We start from the raw sequence: 19,558 nt of genomic DNA on the forward strand, positions 1-19,558 counted from the left end.
GCTGTAGGGGAGACCGCTAACGCTCCCGATATCATCCGAACCGGTACTGCAGAGGGAGTGATGACGGACACCGATCCGCGGTAGCTGCCGGCGCGGCCAGAGGCCAGTTAGAACCGATCGGATTGCACCCGGCCGGTGATCGATCTTCCGACTCCCGATCGTCTCTCCGTCCGAATATTCTTGATTCGACGTCTCTGCCGGCTACTCGATCCGATCGGTATTGAAGTAATAATTCACAGATATTATCTCTTAGATATTCAGTACTGGTATCTGGTATATGTGCGACTCACTGATAGTCGTGACCGAAAACGAGTCTCTCCGGTCACGTCGCTACGGCAAACCAGGAGCGACGATGCAACCGGACTGACGTTCACCGGAGGCGGTGAACGAAGACTTTTGTCACCGCCGTGGGAGACGTACCTATGGCGGTTACACGCGTCGCGGCAATACCGATCGAAGTTCCGGTAGCGCCCCTCGAGGAGGGTGGTCTCGCTCCGTACAGCAGCAACCACGACGAGGTCGAAACGGTCGGCCGAACGCTCGTCCGCGTCGACACCGACGACGGCGTCACCGGCTGGGGAGAGATGCTCACGGCGATGCAGTCGCCGCGGGTGACCGTCGCGGTCATCGAGGACGTCATCGCCCCGGAACTCGTGGGCCGCGACCTCGAGGATATTGGCGGCTTTCTCGACGCCTTCTACTATCCGTACGTCAAGACGCGTCCGTTTCTCGGGGCGGTCGAAACCGCACTCTGGGACGCCCTCGGAAAGCAGCGAAACGCGTCCGTCTCCACCCTCCTCGGCGGCGGCGTCCGGGAGTCGGTCGACGTCGCGTACTGTCTGGGAATGCACTCCGTGGAGACGTCGCGAACCCATGCGTCGGAGGCCCTCGAACGCGGATTCGAGGTTCTGAAGACCAAAGCCGGCCCCGACTGGAAACACGACGTCGAGCGGGTTCGAGCGATCCACGACGCGACCGACGGCGCCCTCGAGATCCGCCTCGACCCGAACCAGGGCTGGAGTTTCGAGGAGGCCGTCCGGGCGGGCGCGGCACTCGAGGACGACGGTATCTACCTCCAGTATCTCGAACAGCCGTGTCGGATCGACACCTACGGCACCTACGAACGCCTGCGCCAGCGGTTGCGCCAGCCCGTCGCCGCGAACGAGGATACCTACTTCCCGCGAAACCTCTACTACCTCTGTGAGCGATCCGCGATCGACGTCGCCTGCGTCGACCTGGTGCCGGCGGGTGGCCTGCGCGCGGTGCGAGAGCAGATCGCCGTCGCCGACGCTGCGGGCGTCTCGGTGGCCCACCACAACGGGTTCGACCTCGGGGTGAAACAGGCGGCCGTGTTGCATCTCTACGCCTCCACGCCGGCGCTGAACCTGCCGCCGGACTCCGTCTACTACGGCTGGGCGGATTCGATTCTCGAGGAGCCACTGGTCGTCGAGAACGGCTCGATGCCGGTTCCGACCGGGCCGGGTCTCGGCGTCAACGTCGACGAAACTGCCGTCGACCGCTACCGAATCGACTGACCCGGCTCGAGCTCTCGATGAGCGATTCCGCGGGCGCTGGCGTCTCGAGTCGAGCTAAGCGGAATCCGGTTCGGCCACCTCTTCTTCGAGCGGGTCGCTCTCCCAGTACTCGTGGCTGTCGGGGTACTCCCTGAAGCAGGCGGCGTGGTGGTCGAGTTCGCCGTCGTGGGTCAGCGCGGGATTCGCCTGCGTGCAGGCCGCCCGGGCCTCGGGACAGCGCGTGTGAAACGAGCAGCCACTCGGCGGGTCGATCGGATCGGGAATGTCGATGGCGCGCAACGGCGAGTCGTCGACCTCGTCGTTTACGTCCAGGTCCTCGGTCGCCCACTTCAGGATCCTTGTGTAGGGATGTTTCGGATCTTCGATCACCTCCTCCGCGGGCCCGATTTCGACGATCTCTCCGAGATACATGACCGCGATTCTCCCGCCGACGCTCGCCGAGAGATACCGCGCGTTCGAGAGGTTGTGCGACGTAAACAGGAACGAGGTGTCGAACACGTCCTGAAGCTCGAGCATCAGATCCATCATCTCGACGCGCAGCGAGACGTCGAGCGCCGACACCGCCTCGTCGGCGAAGATCACGCCCGGATTCATCGACAGCGCCCGAATCAGGGCGACGCGTTGCTGTTCGCCGCCGGAAAGCTGGTGGGGGTAGCGCTGTGCGTAATCCTCCGGCGGGCTCATCCCGACGTGCTCGAGCATCGACAGGATTCGCCTTTCGCGGTCGGCGTACTCGAGGTCCGGCTGCCACTGTTTGAGCGGCACCGCGAGGTTCGACTGAACCGTCCGGTTCGGGTTGAGCGAACTGCCCGGATCCTGATGAATGATCTGGAGGGACCGGCGGATCTCCTCGAAGGAGGTCGCTGCGTCGCCGTCGTCTTTCGCCGCCCAGACGTCTTGGCCGTTGTACTCGAGGCTGCCGCCGGTGGGTCGCTGTGCGGCGACGGCCGTTCTCCCGAGCGTGGTCTTCCCACAGCCGCTCTCGCCGACCAGCGCGATGACGTCGTTCTCGTAGATGTCGAGATCAACACCGTCGACGGCCCGGACGACGCTCGGGTCGGTGAACAGACTCCGTAGCAACCCGGTTTGTTGTTCGAAGTGGACCTCGACATCGGATAGGGAGAGGATCGGTTCAGTCGACTGATTACCGCGTCTGTCGGGTGCTGTCGGCGAGGCGCCGGTCGTCGAGAGCGGGATCTCCTCCGGCGCCTCTTCCGTGTAGAAACAGGTCGCCACGTGCCCGTCGTCGCCGTCGATCGCGTGGTAGTTCGGCTCCTCCCGGGCACACCGCTCGTCGGCGAGTGGGCACCGGGGATGGTACGAACAGCCCATCGGTAGGTTGACCGGATCCGGAGTCGTCCCCTCGATCGGGGTAATTTCTTCCAGACGGGTTTCGAGGCTTGGGATCGCCTTCAGTAGCGACCGTGTGTAGGGGTGTGCCGGGTTCGAGAAGATGTCGCTGGCGTCGCCGACCTCGACGAAATCGAACCCGTACAGGACGGCCACTCGATCGGCCAACCCCGTGACGAGCGGCAGGTCGTGGGTGATGAATACGATCGTGAGTTCGTACTCGTCTTTGACGTGCTCGAGCAGGCTCAAGATCGACCGCTGCATGAGCAGGTCCAGCGCCGCGGTCGGCTCGTCCATCACCAGCACGTCGGGTTCCAGGACGAGACTCAGCGCGATCAGTGCGCGCTGTGACATCCCGCCGCTCAGTTCGTATGGATACGACTCGAGGACGCGGTCGGGATCGAGGTAGAGATCGGCGAGTAGTTCTTTCGCGTGTTCGATGCCCTCCTCGACGGGATAATCGTGTGCTTTCAGCGTCTCCTCGAAGTGGCCGCGGATGTCGAGGGTCGGATTAAACGAGTTCATCGCCCCCTGAAACACCATCGAAACCTCCTCCCATCGGAAGCGACGAAGTTCCTCGGAACTGAGATGCAACACGTCGGTGGCGGTTCCGTCGCTGGGGTGATACGTGATCGACCCGCTGACCTCGCCGGGTTCGACGACGGAGTCGAGGAGTGCATCCGCGAACATCGACTTTCCCGATCCGGATTCGCCGACGATGCCCAGGATCTCGTTTCGGTGTATATCCATGCTCACCGAATCGAGAACCCGGGACGCCCCTCGATCCATCCCGAACTCCACCGTGAGGTCGGTTGCCGACAGGACGACGTCGGTACCGTCGTCCGCCGTTCTCGCTTGTTCACCCGTCGCCATCGATGTCACCGACTCGTCCGTGACGACGAAACGGTTAGCACTGCTCGCCCCTGGTCATCCGTATGCATTGTCATACAGTGCGATGGTCTATCTACGTACTTGTATGTTTTGTCACCAGAACGGAACGGCCGACGCGACACTCTCGCCCACAACAGTTATACTCGCGTGTCGTCATTTCGCGCTATGGCCACAGACAGCTTGGACCGGATCTGTGAGTACGAGTTCGTCGCTCGGCTGCTCGCTATCCTCGTGTTCGCGCTGGCGGTGCTTACTGTCCTCTCGTTTCCACTTCTCGAGCCCGGCTCGGCGGAGTACGTTATCGCTCTCTACAATATCGGCGCTATTGCGGTTCTCGCCGTCGCTCTGGTCGGATTTCGGTTCGCGTGTAACTCCTGACCGCGGCCGTTAGGGGGTTCGCACGTCCGTCGGCGCGTCGTCGGGCTCGGACGCCACCTCCCCGCCGCCGGTCGTCGTTTTCTGGTGGCGAGCCCGAATACGCGGGTTGAACAACCGGTCTGCCGATTGTGCCAGCAGGATCAGCCCTAGCGATAGCAGTACGATCGCGGTCATCGGCACGAGCAGCCAGTGGGCGGCCCCCCACGAGTAAAGCGCTCCGCCGCTCGAGTACGCCGTGTCGATCGTCACGCCCCAGTTCGGATCGCTCGTCGGCAGGACGCCGAGGAAGTACAGCGCGACCGAATCAAAGACGATGCCCCGGGAGGCGCCGACGAAGCTGACGAGGATGTAGGGCATGAGGTTCGGGGCGATGTCCTTCAGGAGCACCTTCCACGTCGGAATCCCCATCAATCGGTTGGCTTCGACGTACTCGACGGATCGCAGCGGCAGCATCTGTGAGCGGATCGACCGGGCGAGCACGGACCACGCGGGGATCGCGAGCAGTATCCCGACCAGATACGGGTTCCGTGGCTCGAACAGGAACGCCAACACGATCACGAGCGGCAATCCGGGGATCGCCATCAGCGTGTCCGTGACGAGCATGAGCGCCTGATCGACGCGACCTCCCTTGTAGCCGGCGACCATGCCGACAACGGAGCCGACGGTGACGGCGAAGACGCCGCCCGCGAACACCATCTTCAACATCGGCGGCGTCGCGTGGACGGTGTCCGCAAAGACTCCCCGACCGGAGCTGTCGGTGCCGAGGGGATACTCCCACGTCTCGAACGGACCGACGAGCATGTTCGCCGTGTCGGTCTGTGGTGGTGAGATCACGTAGGGGCCGGCAAGACCGATCACGAGATAGCACGCGATGATTGTCACGCCGACCTTGCCGCGCCAGTCACTCAGAATAATGCGCAGCGGCGCGAGAACCGATCGGTCGACCGTTCGTCGCAGGCGTTGCTGTCGTGTCGTCTCGCTCGTCGCCTCCGTCTGAAACGGGAACTCGGTGTTCCCGCCCCCGGCGGCGTCAGAACGACTCATCGTGCCCCCCTTCCTGTGCTCGCGGATCGAGCTTCCCGTACGTGAGCTCCGACAGGAACAACGCCGTGACGACGGCGATCGTGATCACGATGAATCCGCCCATCATCAGCGGATAATCCCTGGCTTCGATCCCTCTGAAGAGATAGTAGCCGACGCCGCGATAGACGAAAATCGTCTCGAGGACGACCGCGCCTCCGAAGGCGTAGCCGATCACGACCATCATGTTCGTGTACAGTGGCAAGATCGCGTTTCGGGCGACGTACCGCATGGCCAGCCGACTCGTCGGGAGTCCGCGGAGCTGTCCCACGCGGAGGTAATCCTCGCCGAGGATGCTGATGCTGTTCGCACGCATCGCCAGCGCCCAGCCGCCGAGACCCGCAAACGCCCACGACAGCGCCGGGAGTGTTGCGTGATAGATAACGCCCCTGATGAACTCGAGGTTGAATCCTGGCGTCGTTCGATCGTTGTACCGGCCGGTGACGGGAAAGAGATCCCACTGGTGGCCGACGACGTACACCAGCAAGATTGCGATGACGTAGTACGGAATCGAGTTGCTCACGATCGCGAGCACCGTCGAGACGTTGTCGAACGTGGTTCCCTCGAGGTACGCCATCAACGCACCGAGCGTGATGCCGAGGGTGAACGAGATCAGGATCGCGTTGAGCATCAGAAAGACCGTCCACGGAATCGCGGTCGCGAGCATGTCCGCGACGGGCTCGTTGTAGTAGATGGACGTGCCGAGATCACCAGTCAACAGCGACGACATGTAGTCGATGTACTGATCGAGCAACGGCTCGTCCGGATGAATGTTGAGATAGACGTCCGCCATCGCCTCGATCTCTCCCTCGCTGAAGCCCTGTTGCTGGGAGAGCTGTGCCTGCAGATAGTCCATCGGACTCCCCGGAAGGAAATGGATTAGCAGGAACGTGAAGTGCACGACGAGAAAGACGGTGAGCACTGCCCGTCCTGCGCGTTTAATGATCCAGTTCATTCACACGATACGTCGGTATCCCCAGTAGTAAATAGATACCGATGAACATATGGGAAGGGTCCGCACGGACGCCGTGCTGGCGGGCGATTTGGAGGGCCGAAAGCGCCGATCGCGGCCGGTGGCAGGCGGGCCAGTGAACGGGTGAGACGACCTATTCTGAGGCGCGCAACTCACCGGTTCGCGTCAGGTACGTCCAGGGCTGTTCGGACATGATCTTCGGATCGTCCATCTCGACGCCCCAGTCCCAGTTGTCGGTGGCGACGTAGTTCAACCGGAACTCCGTACAGGTCTGGATGCCGTGAACCCACTGGTTGTAGATCCACGCCAGTTCCTCGACGAGCTCTTGGACGTCCTCGTCGCTCTCCGCGTTCGCGAGCGCCGTAATTCGGTCGTCGATGCTCACCGTTTCGACGTCGTTTTCGTCGTCGCCCGGCGGCCACGGAACGTCGACCTCTCCGATCTGGTTGTTCCACCGCGTCGTATCGGGCGCGGAGACGTCCCCGATCATGTTCCGGTACGCAGAGAGGGGATGCGGACCGAAGCCGGTCGTGTAGACGGCGATTTCGAAGTCGTTCGCGGGCATCGACTGCGTCTGCACCGTCTGGAAATCGTCACCGACACCTTCGGCGTCGATCCCGAACCGGTTGAACTGCTCGACGATGTTGTTGTACGACGGGACGTTCGCATCGAAGTCGACCGGATAGAGCACCTCGGCTGTGAGCTGGTCACCGCTGTCTGCGTCGACCCAGTCGTCGCCGTCGCGCTCGAAGCCGGCTTCCTCCATCTTCTCCTCAGCCAAGTCCTCTCTGATCCACCCGGAGTCGCTGCTCCCGTAGTCGGTGAACCCGCCGACGACGCCGTCCAGCCAGATGTCGTCTTGAGTGGAGTTGAGCCCGGTCACGTTGTTGGGATCCGGGTAGTCCATGATCTCCGCACCGAAGATATCGACGTACTCGGTCGGATCGTACATATACGCGATCGCCTGCCGGAGCGCACGGCTCTCTTCGGTGTCCTCTCCCCAGATCGTCTCCGGGCTGAACTGGATCGCCTGGAATCCGTCCTGTGGGGCGTTCAACACTTCCCAGTGGTCGCCCATCGAGTTGCGAACCTCCTCGGCGGTGTCGCCGGTGAACCCGTCGATGTTGTCGGCGATCGCCGCCTGGTGGAAGTCGGACTCGGAGTCGCCGAAGTCGACGATTTCGAACCCTGCCCAGTTGATCTCCTCGTCGTCGCCCCAGCCGATCGGATAGTTGTCGTAGGGCTCGAGGACGATCCGCGAGTCGGTAACTTCGACGAGTTCGACGGGTCCGTTGCCGATACCGGCGTCGATCGCATCGTCGCCGCTGATCCTGTAGGTCGCCAGATCCTCGTTGATCTCACTCAGTTCGTCGTCGCTCGAGGCGTCTTCGGCGCGTTCGATGAACTCCCGGTGTAGCTCCGGGTGGGTCGACAGCCAGTGGTTCCACATGTCGCCCAGGAAGACGGGTTCGATGATGCTCTGTGCGACGGGCTCGAAATCGAACTCGAGCGTGTGCTCTTCGGGTGCGTGGACGTCCGTCGCGAAGTCCCAGACGGGAGAGCCCCAGACCTCGGCGAGTCGGAAGTGTGAGACGGCGTGGTCTGCGGTGTAGGTCGTTCCGTCGTGCCACTCGATATCGTCTCGAAGCTCGAGTGTGACCGTGTATGCATCCATGTCGAACTCCCAATCGGTTGCAAGTTCCGGATACCAGTCTATCGCCTCGTTCGAGAAGTGCGTGAGGCCGTCCCACAGCACCCGCACCTCGTAGAACAGTTCATTGTCGAGACTCCACGTGTTGAAGTGGGCCTGCTCGAGGTTACCGACCGCCGGGACGACGAAGTAGTCGTCTTCGGTCGACCCCGTTCCGCCGTCGTCGTCCCCGTTTTCGTCGCCCGTACAGCCTGCAAGCGCACTCGCTGAGCCGCCGACTGCGAGCGCTTTCATCCACTGGCGTCGGGAATAGTGACTCCTACCCCTGTCAACGGTCCTGTTTGACATACGTACTCACATGATCAATAGAGACAATATAAATCTACCGGCAGTTCGCCGTCGGAGAAATCTCCCACCTCTGTCGGTGGTGAAATCAGCGCGGGGCCGGATCAACGGGTTCCCATCGGTCCTGCGAATGCGCCATCTGACGTTCGTAGCGCGACTTCAGGACCCGTCTGTTTAACTGCGCGACACGGACGAAGTCGAGCCGTTTCTCTCATACGAAATCGCGTACGGCACAGGGATTACAAACCTATCGCTGTAAATGATGCGGTGCGAGTTATTCACCGGCTATTACCGTTTCTCACCTCTCACGAGGAGATGCCACGTGACATGTTCTCACAACTCGGTGACTTCCGGGTTTCGAGAGCCGTTTCAGTAATACTGAAACTGAGCAACACCTCGATTTCGTCGGCAACGGGGCGGAGCCTCGGGTGAAACGCGGCGATGACGGGCGTCCCGCTCCCGAGGCGATATGTCGGAAACGAACCTATATACGGGTGCCAGCCAAACCGTGGCGCAAATGACACGCGAGGCGAAAAATCCGGTGAAAGCGACTCGGCGTTCGTTCGCCGTCCTCGAGGCGCTGTTCGAGATGGGAAGCGCCCGCCTCACGGAGATCGCGGACCGACTCGATCTCACGGTTAGTACCGTCCACAACCACCTCAGCACACTGGTCGAGACGGGGTTCGTCACGCGGGACGGGGAGCGCTATCGCCTCAGCCTCCGATTTCTCACGTACGGTGAACTCGCACGCGACCGCCACAAGATTAGCGGCGCGTGTCGAGTGGCGCTTCGGGATCTGGCGGCCGAAACCGACGAGTCAGCGAGCGCCGTAGTCGCTGAAGCGGATCACGGCTACGTGCTCGTGCACGAACGGGGCGGAACCGACCTCCCGATCGATCTCTTTCCGGGAAAGCGCGTGGCGCTACACGCGACCGCCTTCGGCAAGGTGCTGCTGGCGGATCTGCCGGACGAAGCGACGGACAGCTACCTCGACCGCCGGGGATTAGCTGCGCTGACCGCGGAAACCATCACGGAGCCGACGGAGCTGCGCGCGGAACTCGAGTGCGTTCGGTCACAGGGGTACGCGGTGAGCGACGAAGAGCGCCTGCGGGGCGTTCGCTCGATCGCCACGGCGGTTCGAAACGAACGCGGGGTCGCCGTCGGCGCGATTGGGATCACCGGACCCACGAGCCGGTTGACCGACGACCGGCTCGAGGGATCGCTGCTCGAGGCGGTGATCGACGCGAAAAACGTCATCGAACTCCAGATCGCCTACTCGTGAGGTGCGTTCGGTCATGTATGGGAAATAGTTATTAGGTAACACAATCACTGTGGGTAATGTGAGCGATTGACGGGATCGCTCACGGTAACCGGATCACTCGAGCGCCGGCTCGAACGGCTCCGGGAAACGGAAGCGATATCATGAGACGACACACACCACCGACGGTCGACAGACGAACGATTCTCAAAGCGAGCGGCGCGGCTGCGGGTTTCGCCGGAATCGGTCTTGCCACGGGTGCAAGCGCGAGCGACGACAACCCCTCTTCGACACAGTTTCGCGCCTACTGGGCCGATGCGTTCAACGAGGGAATCTACAGTCCCGAGCAGGTCAGCGACCTCGTCGCCGCCGCAGAGCGGGCGAACCACAACGCGATCATCGCGCAGGTGGTTCGCCGGGCGGACTGTTTCTGCAACGACGCGACACCGCCGCGGACCGACGCCCCGGTCGAGGAGCCGCCGTACGACCCCCTCGAGGCGCTGCTCGAGGAGGCCCACGCCGCGGGACTTGAGGTCCACGCCTGGATGAACATCAACACGATGTGGAACCAGGCGGAGCCACCCGCTGCCGACGACCACCCGTTCAATACGAACGGTCCCGACAGCGACGATTCGTGGACCAGCGTCCGCGAGGACGGCGTCGTCGAGGCACCCGGCAGCAACTACTACTTCGACCCTGGCCACCCGGACGTAGCGGCCTACCTGCTCGAGACGGCCACGAGTCTCGTCGAAAACTACGACGTCGACGGTATCAACCTCGACTACGTCCGCTATCCGGACTTCAACCTCGAGACGGGTACCTCCTCGTGGGGGTACAACGACGTCGCCGTCTCCCGGTTCCAGGAGGCGACGGGCCGAGACGACGTCCCCGACGCAGACGACGCGGAGTGGGCGCAGTGGCGTCGCGATCAGGTGACCCAACTGGTTCGCCGGATCTACCTCGAGAGCTACGAAATCGATCCCTCGGTTTGCGTCAGCATAAACTCGATCACCTACGGTTTCGGCCCCCAGAGCCAGGGTGGCTGGGAGTCGACGCGCACCTACGCCGAGGTGCTTCAGGACTGGAGAGCGTGGATGGAAGAGGGCATCGTCGACCTGAACGTCCCGATGAACTACAAGCGCGACTGGATGGAGAGCCAGGCCCAGATGTACCGCGAGTGGAACGAGTTCATCGCTGACCACCAGTACGACCGCCAGGCGGTCGTCGGTTCGGCGATCTACCTCAACGACATCGCGGACACGGTCGACCAGATCAGAGCCGCCCTCGAGCCGACCGACGCCGGCAACGAAGTCGTCGGCTGGACCGGCTACTCCTACGCGACGCCCGACCTGCAGACGTTCGAGGGCGAACGTTCCGCCGAGGAATCGCGGGCGGAACTCGAGCGAGCCGTCACCGAGGAGAGCGAGTACGACGACGAGTCGCCGCCGGTGTTCGCCGAGGAGGCCGCGGTTCCGGAGATGACGTGGAAGACAGACCCGGATACCGGCCATCTTAGCGGCACCGTCACCGCTGGCGGGGACCCCGTCGACTCCCTCACTGTCGAGGTCCACAGCCGCGGCGAAACGGTCGCGACGACGACGACGGACGGAAACGGCTGGTACGGCGTCGTCGACCTCGAACCCGGTCGCTACCGCGTTCGACTCCCCTCGAGCGAGGTTCGCGGGCGCAGCACGCGGCCCGTTTCCGTCGACCCTGGTGCCGTCAGCGACGGGAGTTTCGAACTCGTCGACACCGCCTGAGGAGCCGAGGGCGAACCGACGATCAGGTCCCCGCCGGCCCTCGAGCGAGCGTTCCGAGAACGACTGTCCCGGCCGCACCGGTGACCGACGGCAGGTTGCCCGGTCGCCCGGCGTCGAACAGTGCCGCGAGCAACGCGAACAGGACGGCCTCCCGCGCGTCGGGATCGATCCCGTGGTCACGAGTCGGTTCGACCGGACACGGGAGATCGGCCTCGAGCATCGAAACCAGCGTCTCGTTCCACGCGCCGCCGCCCGAGAGGAGCACGCGGTCCGGTTCTATCCCCGTGTGACGATCGTAGGCGTCGACGATGGACGCACTCGTGAGCGCCGTCGCCGTGGCGACGACATCCGAATCCGACAGCCCCCGTTGGCGGGCCTGCTCGAGCAGATCTCGTGTGAACGTCTCTCCGAACTGCTCTCGCCCGGTCGACTTCGGTGGCGTTCGGCCGAAGTACGGGTCCTCGAGCAGTTCAGCGAGCAATTCGTCGTCGACGGTGCCGGCGGCCGCCATCTCGCCGTCTTCGTCGTAGCGGCGCTGTCCCTCCGTGAGTTCGGAGACGACAGCGTCGATGACCATGTTTCCTGGGCCCGTATCGAACGCCGCGACCTCGGAGCGATCGCCGCCGGCGGGAAGGACGGTGCAGTTCCCGATGCCGCCGACGTTCTGGACGATCCGTGCCTCCTCGCCGGCGAACTGGATCCAGTCGAGCAGCGGCGACAGCGGTGCGCCGTGGCCGCCCGCGGCGATATCCCCGCCACGAAGGTCGAAGACGGTGTCCATCCCCGTCTCCCGTGCGAGCCGGTTCCCGTTCCCGATCTGGACGGTCGCGCGTGTTCGGGTGTCCGTTCCGGGAACCGCCTCGAGCGCGGGTGCGTGCCAGATCGTCTGCCCGTGACTGCCGAGCAGGTCGACCGCTTCGGGAGCGACCCCGGCGTCAGCGAGGAGCCTGTCGACGGCCGCTGCGAACCGGTCCGCGACCGCAATGCTCGTTCGCGCGACGGTTTCGGGCGACGCCTCCGGAGTGCAACAGGCCTCGAGCGCCCGGCGGAATTCGGGGGCGTACGCCTCGGTGCGAAACGACTCGAGGTCGATCGTCATCTCCGTGAGCGGCCCGCCGTCGGGTACGTCGATGCGACACAGCGCGGCGTCGACGCCGTCGAGGGAGGTTCCGGACATCAGGCCGACGGCGCGGTACTCGGTCATACCGCAGGCATCGAACGGCGAGAGCAAAAATGCGGGGGGTCGAGGCGGTCGGTGATCCTGGCGACGAGTTCTCGAACTCGGGCGTTATCGCAGACTCGGCAACACCCGTCCCTCGGGGGCTCGGTCTCCCGCCAGCACCTCGACCAGCGCCTCGAGGTTCGATTCGGTCGGGTCGTACGTCGTCAGGGTGTCGACTGCCGGAAGGTGGGTGACGTCGTAGGGGTTTCGCAGCGCGGCGACGACCGGTTCGTGGCCGGCCTCGAGCAGCGCTTCGACGGCCTCGACCTGATCCGGATTTCGAGTGACGTCGGTCGTACAACACAGCACGGCGGCCCCGGCGGGTATCTCCTCGGACGTCTTCGAATCGACCCCGACGCGAGTGACGGAGAACCCTCGGTCGGCCAACTGCGCTTGCAGCGCGTCGACGTAGGGGTACTCGTCTTCCGCCAGCGACCCGCGCGTCGACTGTCCGGCGACGAGATACAGCGGCTCGTCCGTATCGAACGGGAACGCTTCGGCGCCGGACTCGAGCAGGGTCACCGATCGCCGGGAGACCGATCGGAACGTCTCTCGAGCCTCGTCCGGTTGCGACACGGGCTCGGCCTCGGGGACGAGCTCTCGTCGCCGTTTCAGCGAGAGGCTCCGCTCGACCGCCTCGTCGACGCGAGACTCGGGGAGGTCGCCTGATTCCACGGCGTCGATGACCGCCTCGATCGCTCGCCGCTGGCGGTCGTGGCTGTGTGACACCAGCACGACGTCGGCGCCAGCGCGTATCGCCTCGACGGCGCCGCGGGCCACCCCGACCCCGTCGGCGATCGCGTCCATCTCCAGGCAATCCGTGACGACCAGTCCGTCGAACTCGAGGCGGTCTCGAAGGCACTCCGTGAGGGCGGCACGTGAGAGCGTCGCCGGCTTCGTCTCGGACCCGGTGATCGAGGGGAAGGCGACGTGGGCGGTCATGATCGCGTCCACGCCCGCGTCGATCGCCGCCTCGAACGGCGGAAACTCGACGGCGTCGAGGCGGTCTTCGCTCGCGTCGATGACCGGCAGGTCGACGTGTGAGTCGATCGCGGTATCGCCGTGGCCGGGGAAGTGTTTCCCGCAGGCGACGACGTCCATCGACTGCAACGCCTCGAGGTAGTGACGACCGAACTCGCCGACTCGCTCGGGCTCCTCGCCGTAGGATCGCACACCGATCACCGGGTTCGCGGGGTTGTTGTTAACGTCGAGCACCGGCGCGAGGTTGAAGTTGATCCCGACGCTTCTGAGATGGCGGGCGATGGCAGCCCCGACGGACGCCGCCGCGGTCGGATCGTCGGTCGCGCCGATGGCCATCCCGCCCGGCGGTTCCGCGTAGTACGGAAGTCGCCTGACCGTTCCGCCTTCCTGGTCGGTCGAGACGAGAAGCGGCAGTCCGAGTTCGCTCTCGCTCGCCGTCGCCTGCAGCGACCGCGAGAGCGCTCGCGTCTGTGTGGGCGTCTCGAGGTTTCGACTGAAGTAGATGATCCCGCCGACGTGGTGGTCTCGGATCAGCGATTCGACTTCGTCGGTTGGCTCGGGTCCGGGAAAGCCGACGTGAAAGAGCTGCCCGACTTTTTGTTCGAGGGTGAGTGTGTCCGTGTTCATCAGTAGAGCGTATACTTCTCGCAGACCCCTTCGAACGTTTCGGTTTCGCCAGCCCACTCCTCTCGGAGCGATTCGTACACGTCGTCGGCGCTCGCTCCAGACTCGAGGTCGTCGATCGTTCGTCGAAGCGAGGGGCCACCGGCGAGTTTGTCGATGAAGTAGTCGCCGTCGGACTGCACCCAGTCGGCCTCCGGATACCGCTGGAACGCCGAGATCAACATCTTCACGCCGATTTCGACCGGCGAGATCCGATCGCGGTCCATCACGTGAACCTGGACGCCCTCGACGGTCCGACGTTCGTGTTTCGAGAACATCGGCGAGAAGTACGCCGGGCGGAACGCGCCGCCGTCGATCTCGAGGTCGTTGAGCGCGGCCGCCCACTCCTCGGCGTCGATCCAGGGTGCGCCGATCAGTTCGAACGGTTTCGTCGTTCCACGGCCCTCCGAGAGGGTCGTCCCCTCGAACAGGCAGGTGCCGGGGTAGATCGTCGCCGTCTCGAGGGTGGGCATGTTCGGCGAGGGTGGTACCCAGGCGAGTTCGAGTTCGTCGTACCAGGTCTCGCGGCTCCAGTCGGCGAGTTCGACCACGTGGAGGTCGGCGCCGATCTCACACTCCCGGTTGAAGTAGCGAGCCAGTTCGCCGATTGTCAACCCGTAAGTGATCGGCAGCCTGCGGTCGCCGACGAACGAGCCGAATTCGGGTGGGACGCGATTGCCGCCGACGCCGAGGGGCGCGATCGGGTTCGGCCGATCCAGAACCACGAACCGGGTGCCGGCCTCGCTGGCCCCCTCGAGTGCGTATGCGAGCGTGTAGATGAGCGTGTAGAAGCGACAGCCGATGTCCTGCATGTCGTACACCACGCTGTCGAGATCCGCGACCGTCTCCGGGTCGAGTCGGCGGCTCTCGCCGTACAAGCTGGTCGTCGGGAGCCCCGTGCGCTCGTCGACGCTGTCTTCGATTTTCACGCCGGCTTGCTTGTTCCCGCGGATGCCGTGTTCCGGGCCGAACAGTCGAACGAGGTCGACGCCGTCGTGGCGGTGCAGTGTGTCGATCGTGGGAACGAGTGCCGAGTCGACGCCCGATGGATTCGTGATGAGTCCGATCCGATCGCCGTCGATCACCCCCATCCCCGTCTCTACGAGCGTCTCGATGCCTACGCGAACCATGTCCTCGAGTACTGAGCGAGGCCATATATATGTGGGTGGCCCACACGCGCCACGGGCCGCCCGCTATTCGAAGCGGGGCATCACGTTCTCTGCGAGCGCGTCTATCGTCTCCCGCGGATCGCCCACCTTCGAGACGACGATGATCCGGTCGACGCCGACCTCGTGGAGGCGCTCGATCGTCGGAACGAGTTCCGCCGGATCGTCAGTGACGTTGTTCAGTTCCATCAGCGTCTCGTCGCTCACGTCCGCCAGGGCGTCGTTCGCGATCGATTGAATCTCGCGAGGGTCGGCCGTCTCGAGTTCCTCGTGTGGCGTGTACTCCCCCTTCTGACGGAGTTCGGTGACGATCTCGTCGGGATCGCCGACGTGCGCCGAAAGCTGCACCGAGATCGTTCCGTCGGGATCGCCCGAATTCTCGGCCAGTCCTGACTCGAACGCTTCCGCGAGCGTTCCCTCGATCAGATCCGCGTCGCCCGCGGTGATGAGGTTGCCGGCGTACTTCCCGGCACAGCGAGCCGACTGTGGGCCCCAGGCGGCCCAGTGGAAGGGGATCTCGGATTTCGGCTTCGTGTACAGTTTCATCTCGTCGTAGGCGTAGTGCGTACCCTCGTGTGTGTGATACTCATCGGACTCCCACAGCGTCTCCATGATCTCGAGCGACTCGATGAGCCGTCCCGCGAGGGTGCCCCAGTTCGGCCACTCGCCGTCGAGAAAGCGGGCCTCGTTGAGCGCTTCGCCGGTTCCGACGCCGAACTCGAGGCGACCCGGATAGGCGTTGTCGATCGTGGCGAGTGCCTGTGCGAGTACCGGGGGATGATACCGGATCGTCGGACAGCTCACGCAGGTGCCGACGGTGACCTCGGGTACTTTCTCGACGAGCGAGCCGAGCCACGGGAGCACGTGATGGGTGTACGGGCGGTTGTCCAACCACGGAACGAAGTGATCACCGATCCAGATCCCATCGAAACCGGCGTCGGCGGCGTCGGCCGCGAGTTCGAGATCGGCCATCGGGGATCGAAAACAGCCGGCGACGTTGTAGTGCCACTCGAGAGTCATACACACACAGGCGAAGTGTGGCCAGTTAAACCCCGCTGATTCGGACTCTCTCACCGGTACCTAAGCCCGCTCTCCGGGACCGTTCGGGTCGACCACCACCTCGTCGGAGAGACGATCCGCCGCGCCGCCGCTCAAACTGGGCGCGTGTCTCGGGCTGCGATCCACTCGAGGTGTTCTGCGGTCGCCAGCCCGTAGTTGTAGACGAACAGCGTTCCGTCGATTCGTTCGGTCGCCCGGTCGGCCAGTCGCCGCCAGTGATCCCGTCCGGAAACGACGGCTGGGTCGACCGTGACGCCCGCGTCGACAGGGTGGGCGAGAGCGTCCCGACAGGCGTCGATTCGCCGGTCGACCTCCTCGAGGTCGGCCGTGTAACAGAGGACGGTGACGTCGTCGACGTACGTCTCGAGGAGGCCGGGAGTCACTCCGCTCGGCCACAGTTCGGCGGGCGTGTAGCGGCCGCCGTCGGCGACGTAGTACGACAGCCTCGTCTCGCCGCTCGCGCGCTCGAGGCGCGCCAGCAGGTCCTCGATGACGGTCCGCCGAACCTCGAACAGCCCCTCGAGCACCGGATGCTCGGCGACGAGGTCGGCCAGCGACGGCGTCTCCCCCGCGGGTCGGCTGAGGTACCGCTGACAGAGCGCAGAGACGGTCTCTCTGGCGGCTTCGACGTCGACCGTTCCCTCGGCGGCCCGTCGGCAGCCGTCACAGAAACACTGGGAGACGAGAAACTCGCGGGCTCTGTCCGTGATCACGTGATCCTTGTGGTGGCCGAACTCGTGGCCGTGTGCGTGACGGACGCTCGGAAAGCCGAGCGATTCCAGGTCGATGCGGCCAACCTCGGTCCGGGAGACGGAGCGGACGACTGCGGCGAGATACGTCCGCACCTCGGGATGGGACGGGCACAGCGCGTGGCTGTGGGCGTCACCGAAGGCGTCCTCGATCGCGTACGCAGGATTCCGATTCGCGAGGCGCGTCCCGTGGTTGCAGACGACCCACGCGTCGATGTCGAACCCGCGGTCGGCCGCCGCGGAGACGACCGCTTCGAAGGAGTCGGAGCGGCCGTCGACGGTGTTTCGCGGCGGGTCGATCGGGGTTCCCTCGAAGTTGGCTTCGTCGGGGTCGAACAGACAGCCGCCGGGAAGCGTCTCGAACCCGCGGGACAACGCTTTCGGGTCCAGCGTTCGCACCGAGTGGTAGTGTGCGGCGACTTTCAGGCGGTCTACGCCCGCTTCTGCCAACGTCTCGAGTGACGACTCACGGTCGGAGTCGGGAAAATCCCAGGGATAGGTCCACAGACCGGCCATTGATCAGTTCGTTTTCGATGGACCGTTAAAGCTCTTCTCACCGACTCAATGGGTTCGCTCGTCGTCGAGTCGACTGAGCCTCTCCGAGTTCGCGGCCCTGGCCGACGGCGGGTCCACGGACAACGTATTTACGGGGGTAGTGCGAGTGCTCGCTCGTGTTCGATACAGACCTCTCACACCCTCGCTCGTGGAGTGCGATGAGCGCCCCCGAAATCCGAACCCTCGGGGCCGAAGACGGCTCGATACTGCTGGTTCCAGTCGGGAGCATCGAACAGCACGGCGACCACCTGCCCGTCGGCACCGACACGCTGCTGGTCTCGGCGGTCGCGAAACTCGGCGCGGACCGAGTGCCCGAGGTCCCGCTCGTCATCGCGCCGGCGGTGTGGAGCGGTTACTCTCCCCACCACCTCGAGTTCGGCGGCACGCTGTCGCTGTCGTTCGACACCGCACTCGCGGTGCTCCGGGATATCGTCTCGACCGGCCTCCAGAACGGGTTCGACGCAGTACTCTTGCTCAACGGTCACGGCGGCAACACCTCGCTGATCGGCGCTGCGGTCAGCGAACTCGGTGTCGAGCACCCGGAGGCCGAAATCACCGGCCTGACGTACTTCTCGCTCGCCGAGTCCTTCATCGACGAGATCCGCGACAGCGACCCCGGCGGGATGGCCCACGGCGGGGAGTTCGAAACCTCGCTGATGGCCCACCTCTATCCCGACCTCGTCGGCGAGGACGGCGAGGCGACGCCGCTCGAGGAACCATACGACCTCGGCGACGAGGACCTGCTTGAGGGCGGACCGCTTTCGGTGTATCGGTCTTTCGGAGAGTACTCCGAGTCGGGAGCGATCGGCGAACCGGTGCTCGCCTCCGCCGAAAAGGGGGCCGAAATCTTCGAGCGACTCGGCGACGAACTCGAGGCGCTCTGTCGTGACGTCCACGAGCGAAACCGGTAGCTCAGTACGCCGCTAGCGTCTCGAGGTACGCCTCCCACACTGCCTCGGGGTCCTCGCAGGCGATACTCGAGATCGAGGCACAGCCGTCGTACCCCCACATGAAAACGCTGTCGACGCCACCCTCGACGGCCGTTCGCGTGGCGGTTTCGACGGCGTCGATCGTCGCCGTCCGGTCGCGCGAGGAAACGGTCTCCGTCGCCGCGACCAGCCGATCCCGGTGTGGATAGAGGAACATCGACGACCCGGCCTCGAGCCCCTGCTCGATTGCCCAGGCTTTCGGCAGCGAGACGACGAACGTGGCGTTTCCTGCGACCTGCACCGACCGCTCGACGGGGACCGTGGCCCCGCCCGACAGCTGTTCGTAGATCATTAGTAGATCAGTTTGTCGTCGTTTTCGACCATGTACAGCGTCCGTGCGGCGATGTTGACCGCGTGGTCGCCGATCCGCTCGATATCCCGCAGGGTCAGGAGGAGCCGCGAGACGTCCTCGAGGAGACGGTCGTCGGCCCCCTGGCCCTCCATGAGGTCGCGGACGACGATCCGACTCGCACGCTCGCACCGTTCGTCGATCTCGTCGTCGGCCGCGGCGACCTCGTGCGTCAGCGCCGCGTTCTCGGCCGTGTAGGCTCGCATGGCGTCTTCGATCATCGTGACCGCCTCCCGGCCGACGTGCACGACGTCCAGGTCGGGGTAGCGGTCGCGTTCGGCCTGCTTCGTGTACGCCCCCAGGTTGACCGCGAGATCCCCGATCCGCTCCAGATCGGTGATGATCTTGAACGAGGCGGCGACGAACCGTAAATCGCCCGCGACGGGTTGTTGGAGCGCGAGCACGTCGATACAGTCGCCCTCGAGTTCGAGGTATCGCCGGTTGATCTCGTAATCCCGACTGATGACGTCCTCGGCCAGCGCCTCGTCTTTTCTCTCGTAGGCCTCGAGGACCCGTTCCAGTCGGTCACAGACGACCTCGCTCATCTCGAGGACGTCCGTACGCAAGGTCTCCAGTTGCTGCTGGTAGCTCTCTCGGGACATTG

General features: G+C 64.3%; 16 protein-coding genes. 5 read left to right on the plus strand and 11 right to left on the minus strand.

The window, feature by feature from the left end:
• Window positions 1-422 precede the first annotated feature (422 nt).
• Complete coding sequence (locus AC6I6S_RS18155; RefSeq protein WP_497952107.1) at window positions 423-1,535, plus strand: mandelate racemase/muconate lactonizing enzyme family protein; 1,113 nt, start codon at window positions 423-425, stop codon at window positions 1,533-1,535.
• 54 nt (window positions 1,536-1,589) lie between these two features.
• Here AC6I6S_RS18155 and AC6I6S_RS18160 read toward each other — a convergent pair whose 3' ends face one another.
• A complete protein-coding gene (locus tag AC6I6S_RS18160; RefSeq protein WP_497952109.1) occupies window positions 1,590-3,758 on the minus strand; it encodes a dipeptide ABC transporter ATP-binding protein in 2,169 nt (722 codons plus the stop codon).
• Between the two features lie 183 nt (window positions 3,759-3,941).
• On the opposite strand from AC6I6S_RS18160, the gene AC6I6S_RS18165 reads away from it, so the two are divergent.
• On the plus strand, window positions 3,942-4,154 hold the full coding sequence (locus tag AC6I6S_RS18165) for a hypothetical protein (RefSeq protein WP_497952111.1): 213 nt from the start codon (window positions 3,942-3,944) through the stop codon (window positions 4,152-4,154).
• 9 nt (window positions 4,155-4,163) lie between these two features.
• Here AC6I6S_RS18165 and AC6I6S_RS18170 read toward each other — a convergent pair whose 3' ends face one another.
• The 3 genes from AC6I6S_RS18170 to AC6I6S_RS18180 all read right to left on the minus strand — a co-directional run bounded on the left by AC6I6S_RS18170 (window position 4,164) and on the right by AC6I6S_RS18180 (window position 8,152).
• Complete coding sequence (locus AC6I6S_RS18170; protein ID WP_497952112.1) at window positions 4,164-5,198, minus strand: ABC transporter permease; 1,035 nt, start codon at window positions 5,196-5,198, stop codon at window positions 4,164-4,166.
• Entirely contained in the window at window positions 5,185-6,189 is a 1,005-nt protein-coding gene (locus AC6I6S_RS18175; RefSeq protein ID WP_497952114.1) for an ABC transporter permease, read from the minus strand. Before AC6I6S_RS18175 ends, AC6I6S_RS18170 begins: the two co-directional genes overlap by 14 nt.
• A gap of 151 nt (window positions 6,190-6,340) precedes the next feature.
• A complete protein-coding gene (locus AC6I6S_RS18180) occupies window positions 6,341-8,152 on the minus strand; it encodes an ABC transporter substrate-binding protein (RefSeq protein WP_497952116.1) in 1,812 nt (603 codons plus the stop codon).
• A 568-nt stretch (window positions 8,153-8,720) separates the two neighbouring features.
• Here AC6I6S_RS18180 and AC6I6S_RS18185 point away from each other — a divergent pair.
• Together AC6I6S_RS18185 and AC6I6S_RS18190 are read left to right on the plus strand one after the other, a co-directional pair.
• A complete protein-coding gene (locus AC6I6S_RS18185; RefSeq protein WP_497952118.1) occupies window positions 8,721-9,485 on the plus strand; it encodes an IclR family transcriptional regulator in 765 nt (254 codons plus the stop codon).
• A gap of 140 nt (window positions 9,486-9,625) precedes the next feature.
• Entirely contained in the window at window positions 9,626-11,221 is a 1,596-nt protein-coding gene (locus AC6I6S_RS18190; protein WP_497952119.1) for a family 10 glycosylhydrolase, read from the plus strand.
• Window positions 11,222-11,243: 22 nt separating this feature from the next.
• Here AC6I6S_RS18190 and AC6I6S_RS18195 read toward each other — a convergent pair whose 3' ends face one another.
• From AC6I6S_RS18195 to AC6I6S_RS18215, 5 genes are all read right to left on the minus strand, one after another.
• Window positions 11,244-12,425 (minus strand): anhydro-N-acetylmuramic acid kinase, encoded by a 1,182-nt coding sequence (locus AC6I6S_RS18195; RefSeq protein ID WP_497952120.1) that lies wholly within the window; start codon window positions 12,423-12,425, stop codon window positions 11,244-11,246.
• A gap of 84 nt (window positions 12,426-12,509) precedes the next feature.
• On the minus strand, window positions 12,510-14,051 hold the full coding sequence (locus AC6I6S_RS18200; protein WP_497952122.1) for a glycoside hydrolase family 3 protein: 1,542 nt from the start codon (window positions 14,049-14,051) through the stop codon (window positions 12,510-12,512).
• The gene (locus AC6I6S_RS18205) at window positions 14,051-15,217 is read right to left on the minus strand and encodes an exo-beta-N-acetylmuramidase NamZ family protein (protein ID WP_497952124.1); all 1,167 of its coding nucleotides are present in this window, start codon (window positions 15,215-15,217) and stop codon (window positions 14,051-14,053) included. Before AC6I6S_RS18205 ends, AC6I6S_RS18200 begins: the two co-directional genes overlap by 1 nt.
• 63 nt (window positions 15,218-15,280) lie before the next feature.
• Entirely contained in the window at window positions 15,281-16,273 is a 993-nt protein-coding gene (locus AC6I6S_RS18210; RefSeq protein ID WP_497952126.1) for an LLM class flavin-dependent oxidoreductase, read from the minus strand.
• 131 nt (window positions 16,274-16,404) lie between these two features.
• Window positions 16,405-17,577, minus strand: coding sequence for a hypothetical protein (locus AC6I6S_RS18215; protein WP_497952128.1), 1,173 nt, complete (start codon window positions 17,575-17,577; stop codon window positions 16,405-16,407).
• A 197-nt stretch (window positions 17,578-17,774) separates the two neighbouring features.
• On the opposite strand from AC6I6S_RS18215, the gene AC6I6S_RS18220 reads away from it, so the two are divergent.
• Complete coding sequence (locus AC6I6S_RS18220; RefSeq protein WP_497952349.1) at window positions 17,775-18,527, plus strand: creatininase family protein; 753 nt, start codon at window positions 17,775-17,777, stop codon at window positions 18,525-18,527.
• A gap of 1 nt (window position 18,528) precedes the next feature.
• Here AC6I6S_RS18220 and AC6I6S_RS18225 read toward each other — a convergent pair whose 3' ends face one another.
• Window positions 18,529-18,897: an AbrB/MazE/SpoVT family DNA-binding domain-containing protein gene (locus tag AC6I6S_RS18225; protein ID WP_497952130.1), complete on the minus strand. Its 369-nt coding sequence runs from the start codon at window positions 18,895-18,897 to the stop codon at window positions 18,529-18,531.
• The gene (phoU, locus tag AC6I6S_RS18230; RefSeq protein WP_497952132.1) at window positions 18,897-19,556 is read right to left on the minus strand and encodes a phosphate signaling complex protein PhoU; all 660 of its coding nucleotides are present in this window, start codon (window positions 19,554-19,556) and stop codon (window positions 18,897-18,899) included. The genes AC6I6S_RS18225 and phoU overlap by 1 nt, the downstream gene beginning before the upstream one ends.
• Between the last annotated feature and the right edge of the window lie 2 nt (window positions 19,557-19,558).

This window comes from Natrononativus sp. DTA114, assembly GCF_059736515.1.

Coding starts and splice junctions, on each gene's coding strand:
- AC6I6S_RS18220 (WP_497952349.1), top strand. CDS start 17,775: ATGAGCGCCCCCGAAATCCGAACCCTCGGGGCCGAAGACGGCTCGATA.
- AC6I6S_RS18175 (WP_497952114.1), bottom strand. CDS start 6,189: ATGAACTGGATCATTAAACGCGCAGGACGGGCAGTGCTCACCGTCTTT.
- AC6I6S_RS18205 (WP_497952124.1), bottom strand. CDS start 15,217: ATGGTTCGCGTAGGCATCGAGACGCTCGTAGAGACGGGGATGGGGGTG.
- AC6I6S_RS18180 (WP_497952116.1), bottom strand. CDS start 8,152: ATGAAAGCGCTCGCAGTCGGCGGCTCAGCGAGTGCGCTTGCAGGCTGT.
- AC6I6S_RS18215 (WP_497952128.1), bottom strand. CDS start 17,577: ATGGCCGGTCTGTGGACCTATCCCTGGGATTTTCCCGACTCCGACCGT.
- AC6I6S_RS18210 (WP_497952126.1), bottom strand. CDS start 16,273: ATGACTCTCGAGTGGCACTACAACGTCGCCGGCTGTTTTCGATCCCCG.
- AC6I6S_RS18170 (WP_497952112.1), bottom strand. CDS start 5,198: ATGAGTCGTTCTGACGCCGCCGGGGGCGGGAACACCGAGTTCCCGTTT.
- AC6I6S_RS18165 (WP_497952111.1), top strand. CDS start 3,942: ATGGCCACAGACAGCTTGGACCGGATCTGTGAGTACGAGTTCGTCGCT.
- AC6I6S_RS18195 (WP_497952120.1), bottom strand. CDS start 12,425: ATGACCGAGTACCGCGCCGTCGGCCTGATGTCCGGAACCTCCCTCGAC.
- AC6I6S_RS18200 (WP_497952122.1), bottom strand. CDS start 14,051: ATGAACACGGACACACTCACCCTCGAACAAAAAGTCGGGCAGCTCTTT.
- AC6I6S_RS18185 (WP_497952118.1), top strand. CDS start 8,721: ATGACACGCGAGGCGAAAAATCCGGTGAAAGCGACTCGGCGTTCGTTC.
- AC6I6S_RS18160 (WP_497952109.1), bottom strand. CDS start 3,758: ATGGCGACGGGTGAACAAGCGAGAACGGCGGACGACGGTACCGACGTC.
- AC6I6S_RS18155 (WP_497952107.1), top strand. CDS start 423: ATGGCGGTTACACGCGTCGCGGCAATACCGATCGAAGTTCCGGTAGCG.
- AC6I6S_RS18225 (WP_497952130.1), bottom strand. CDS start 18,897: ATGATCTACGAACAGCTGTCGGGCGGGGCCACGGTCCCCGTCGAGCGG.
- AC6I6S_RS18190 (WP_497952119.1), top strand. CDS start 9,626: ATGAGACGACACACACCACCGACGGTCGACAGACGAACGATTCTCAAA.
- phoU (WP_497952132.1), bottom strand. CDS start 19,556: ATGTCCCGAGAGAGCTACCAGCAGCAACTGGAGACCTTGCGTACGGAC.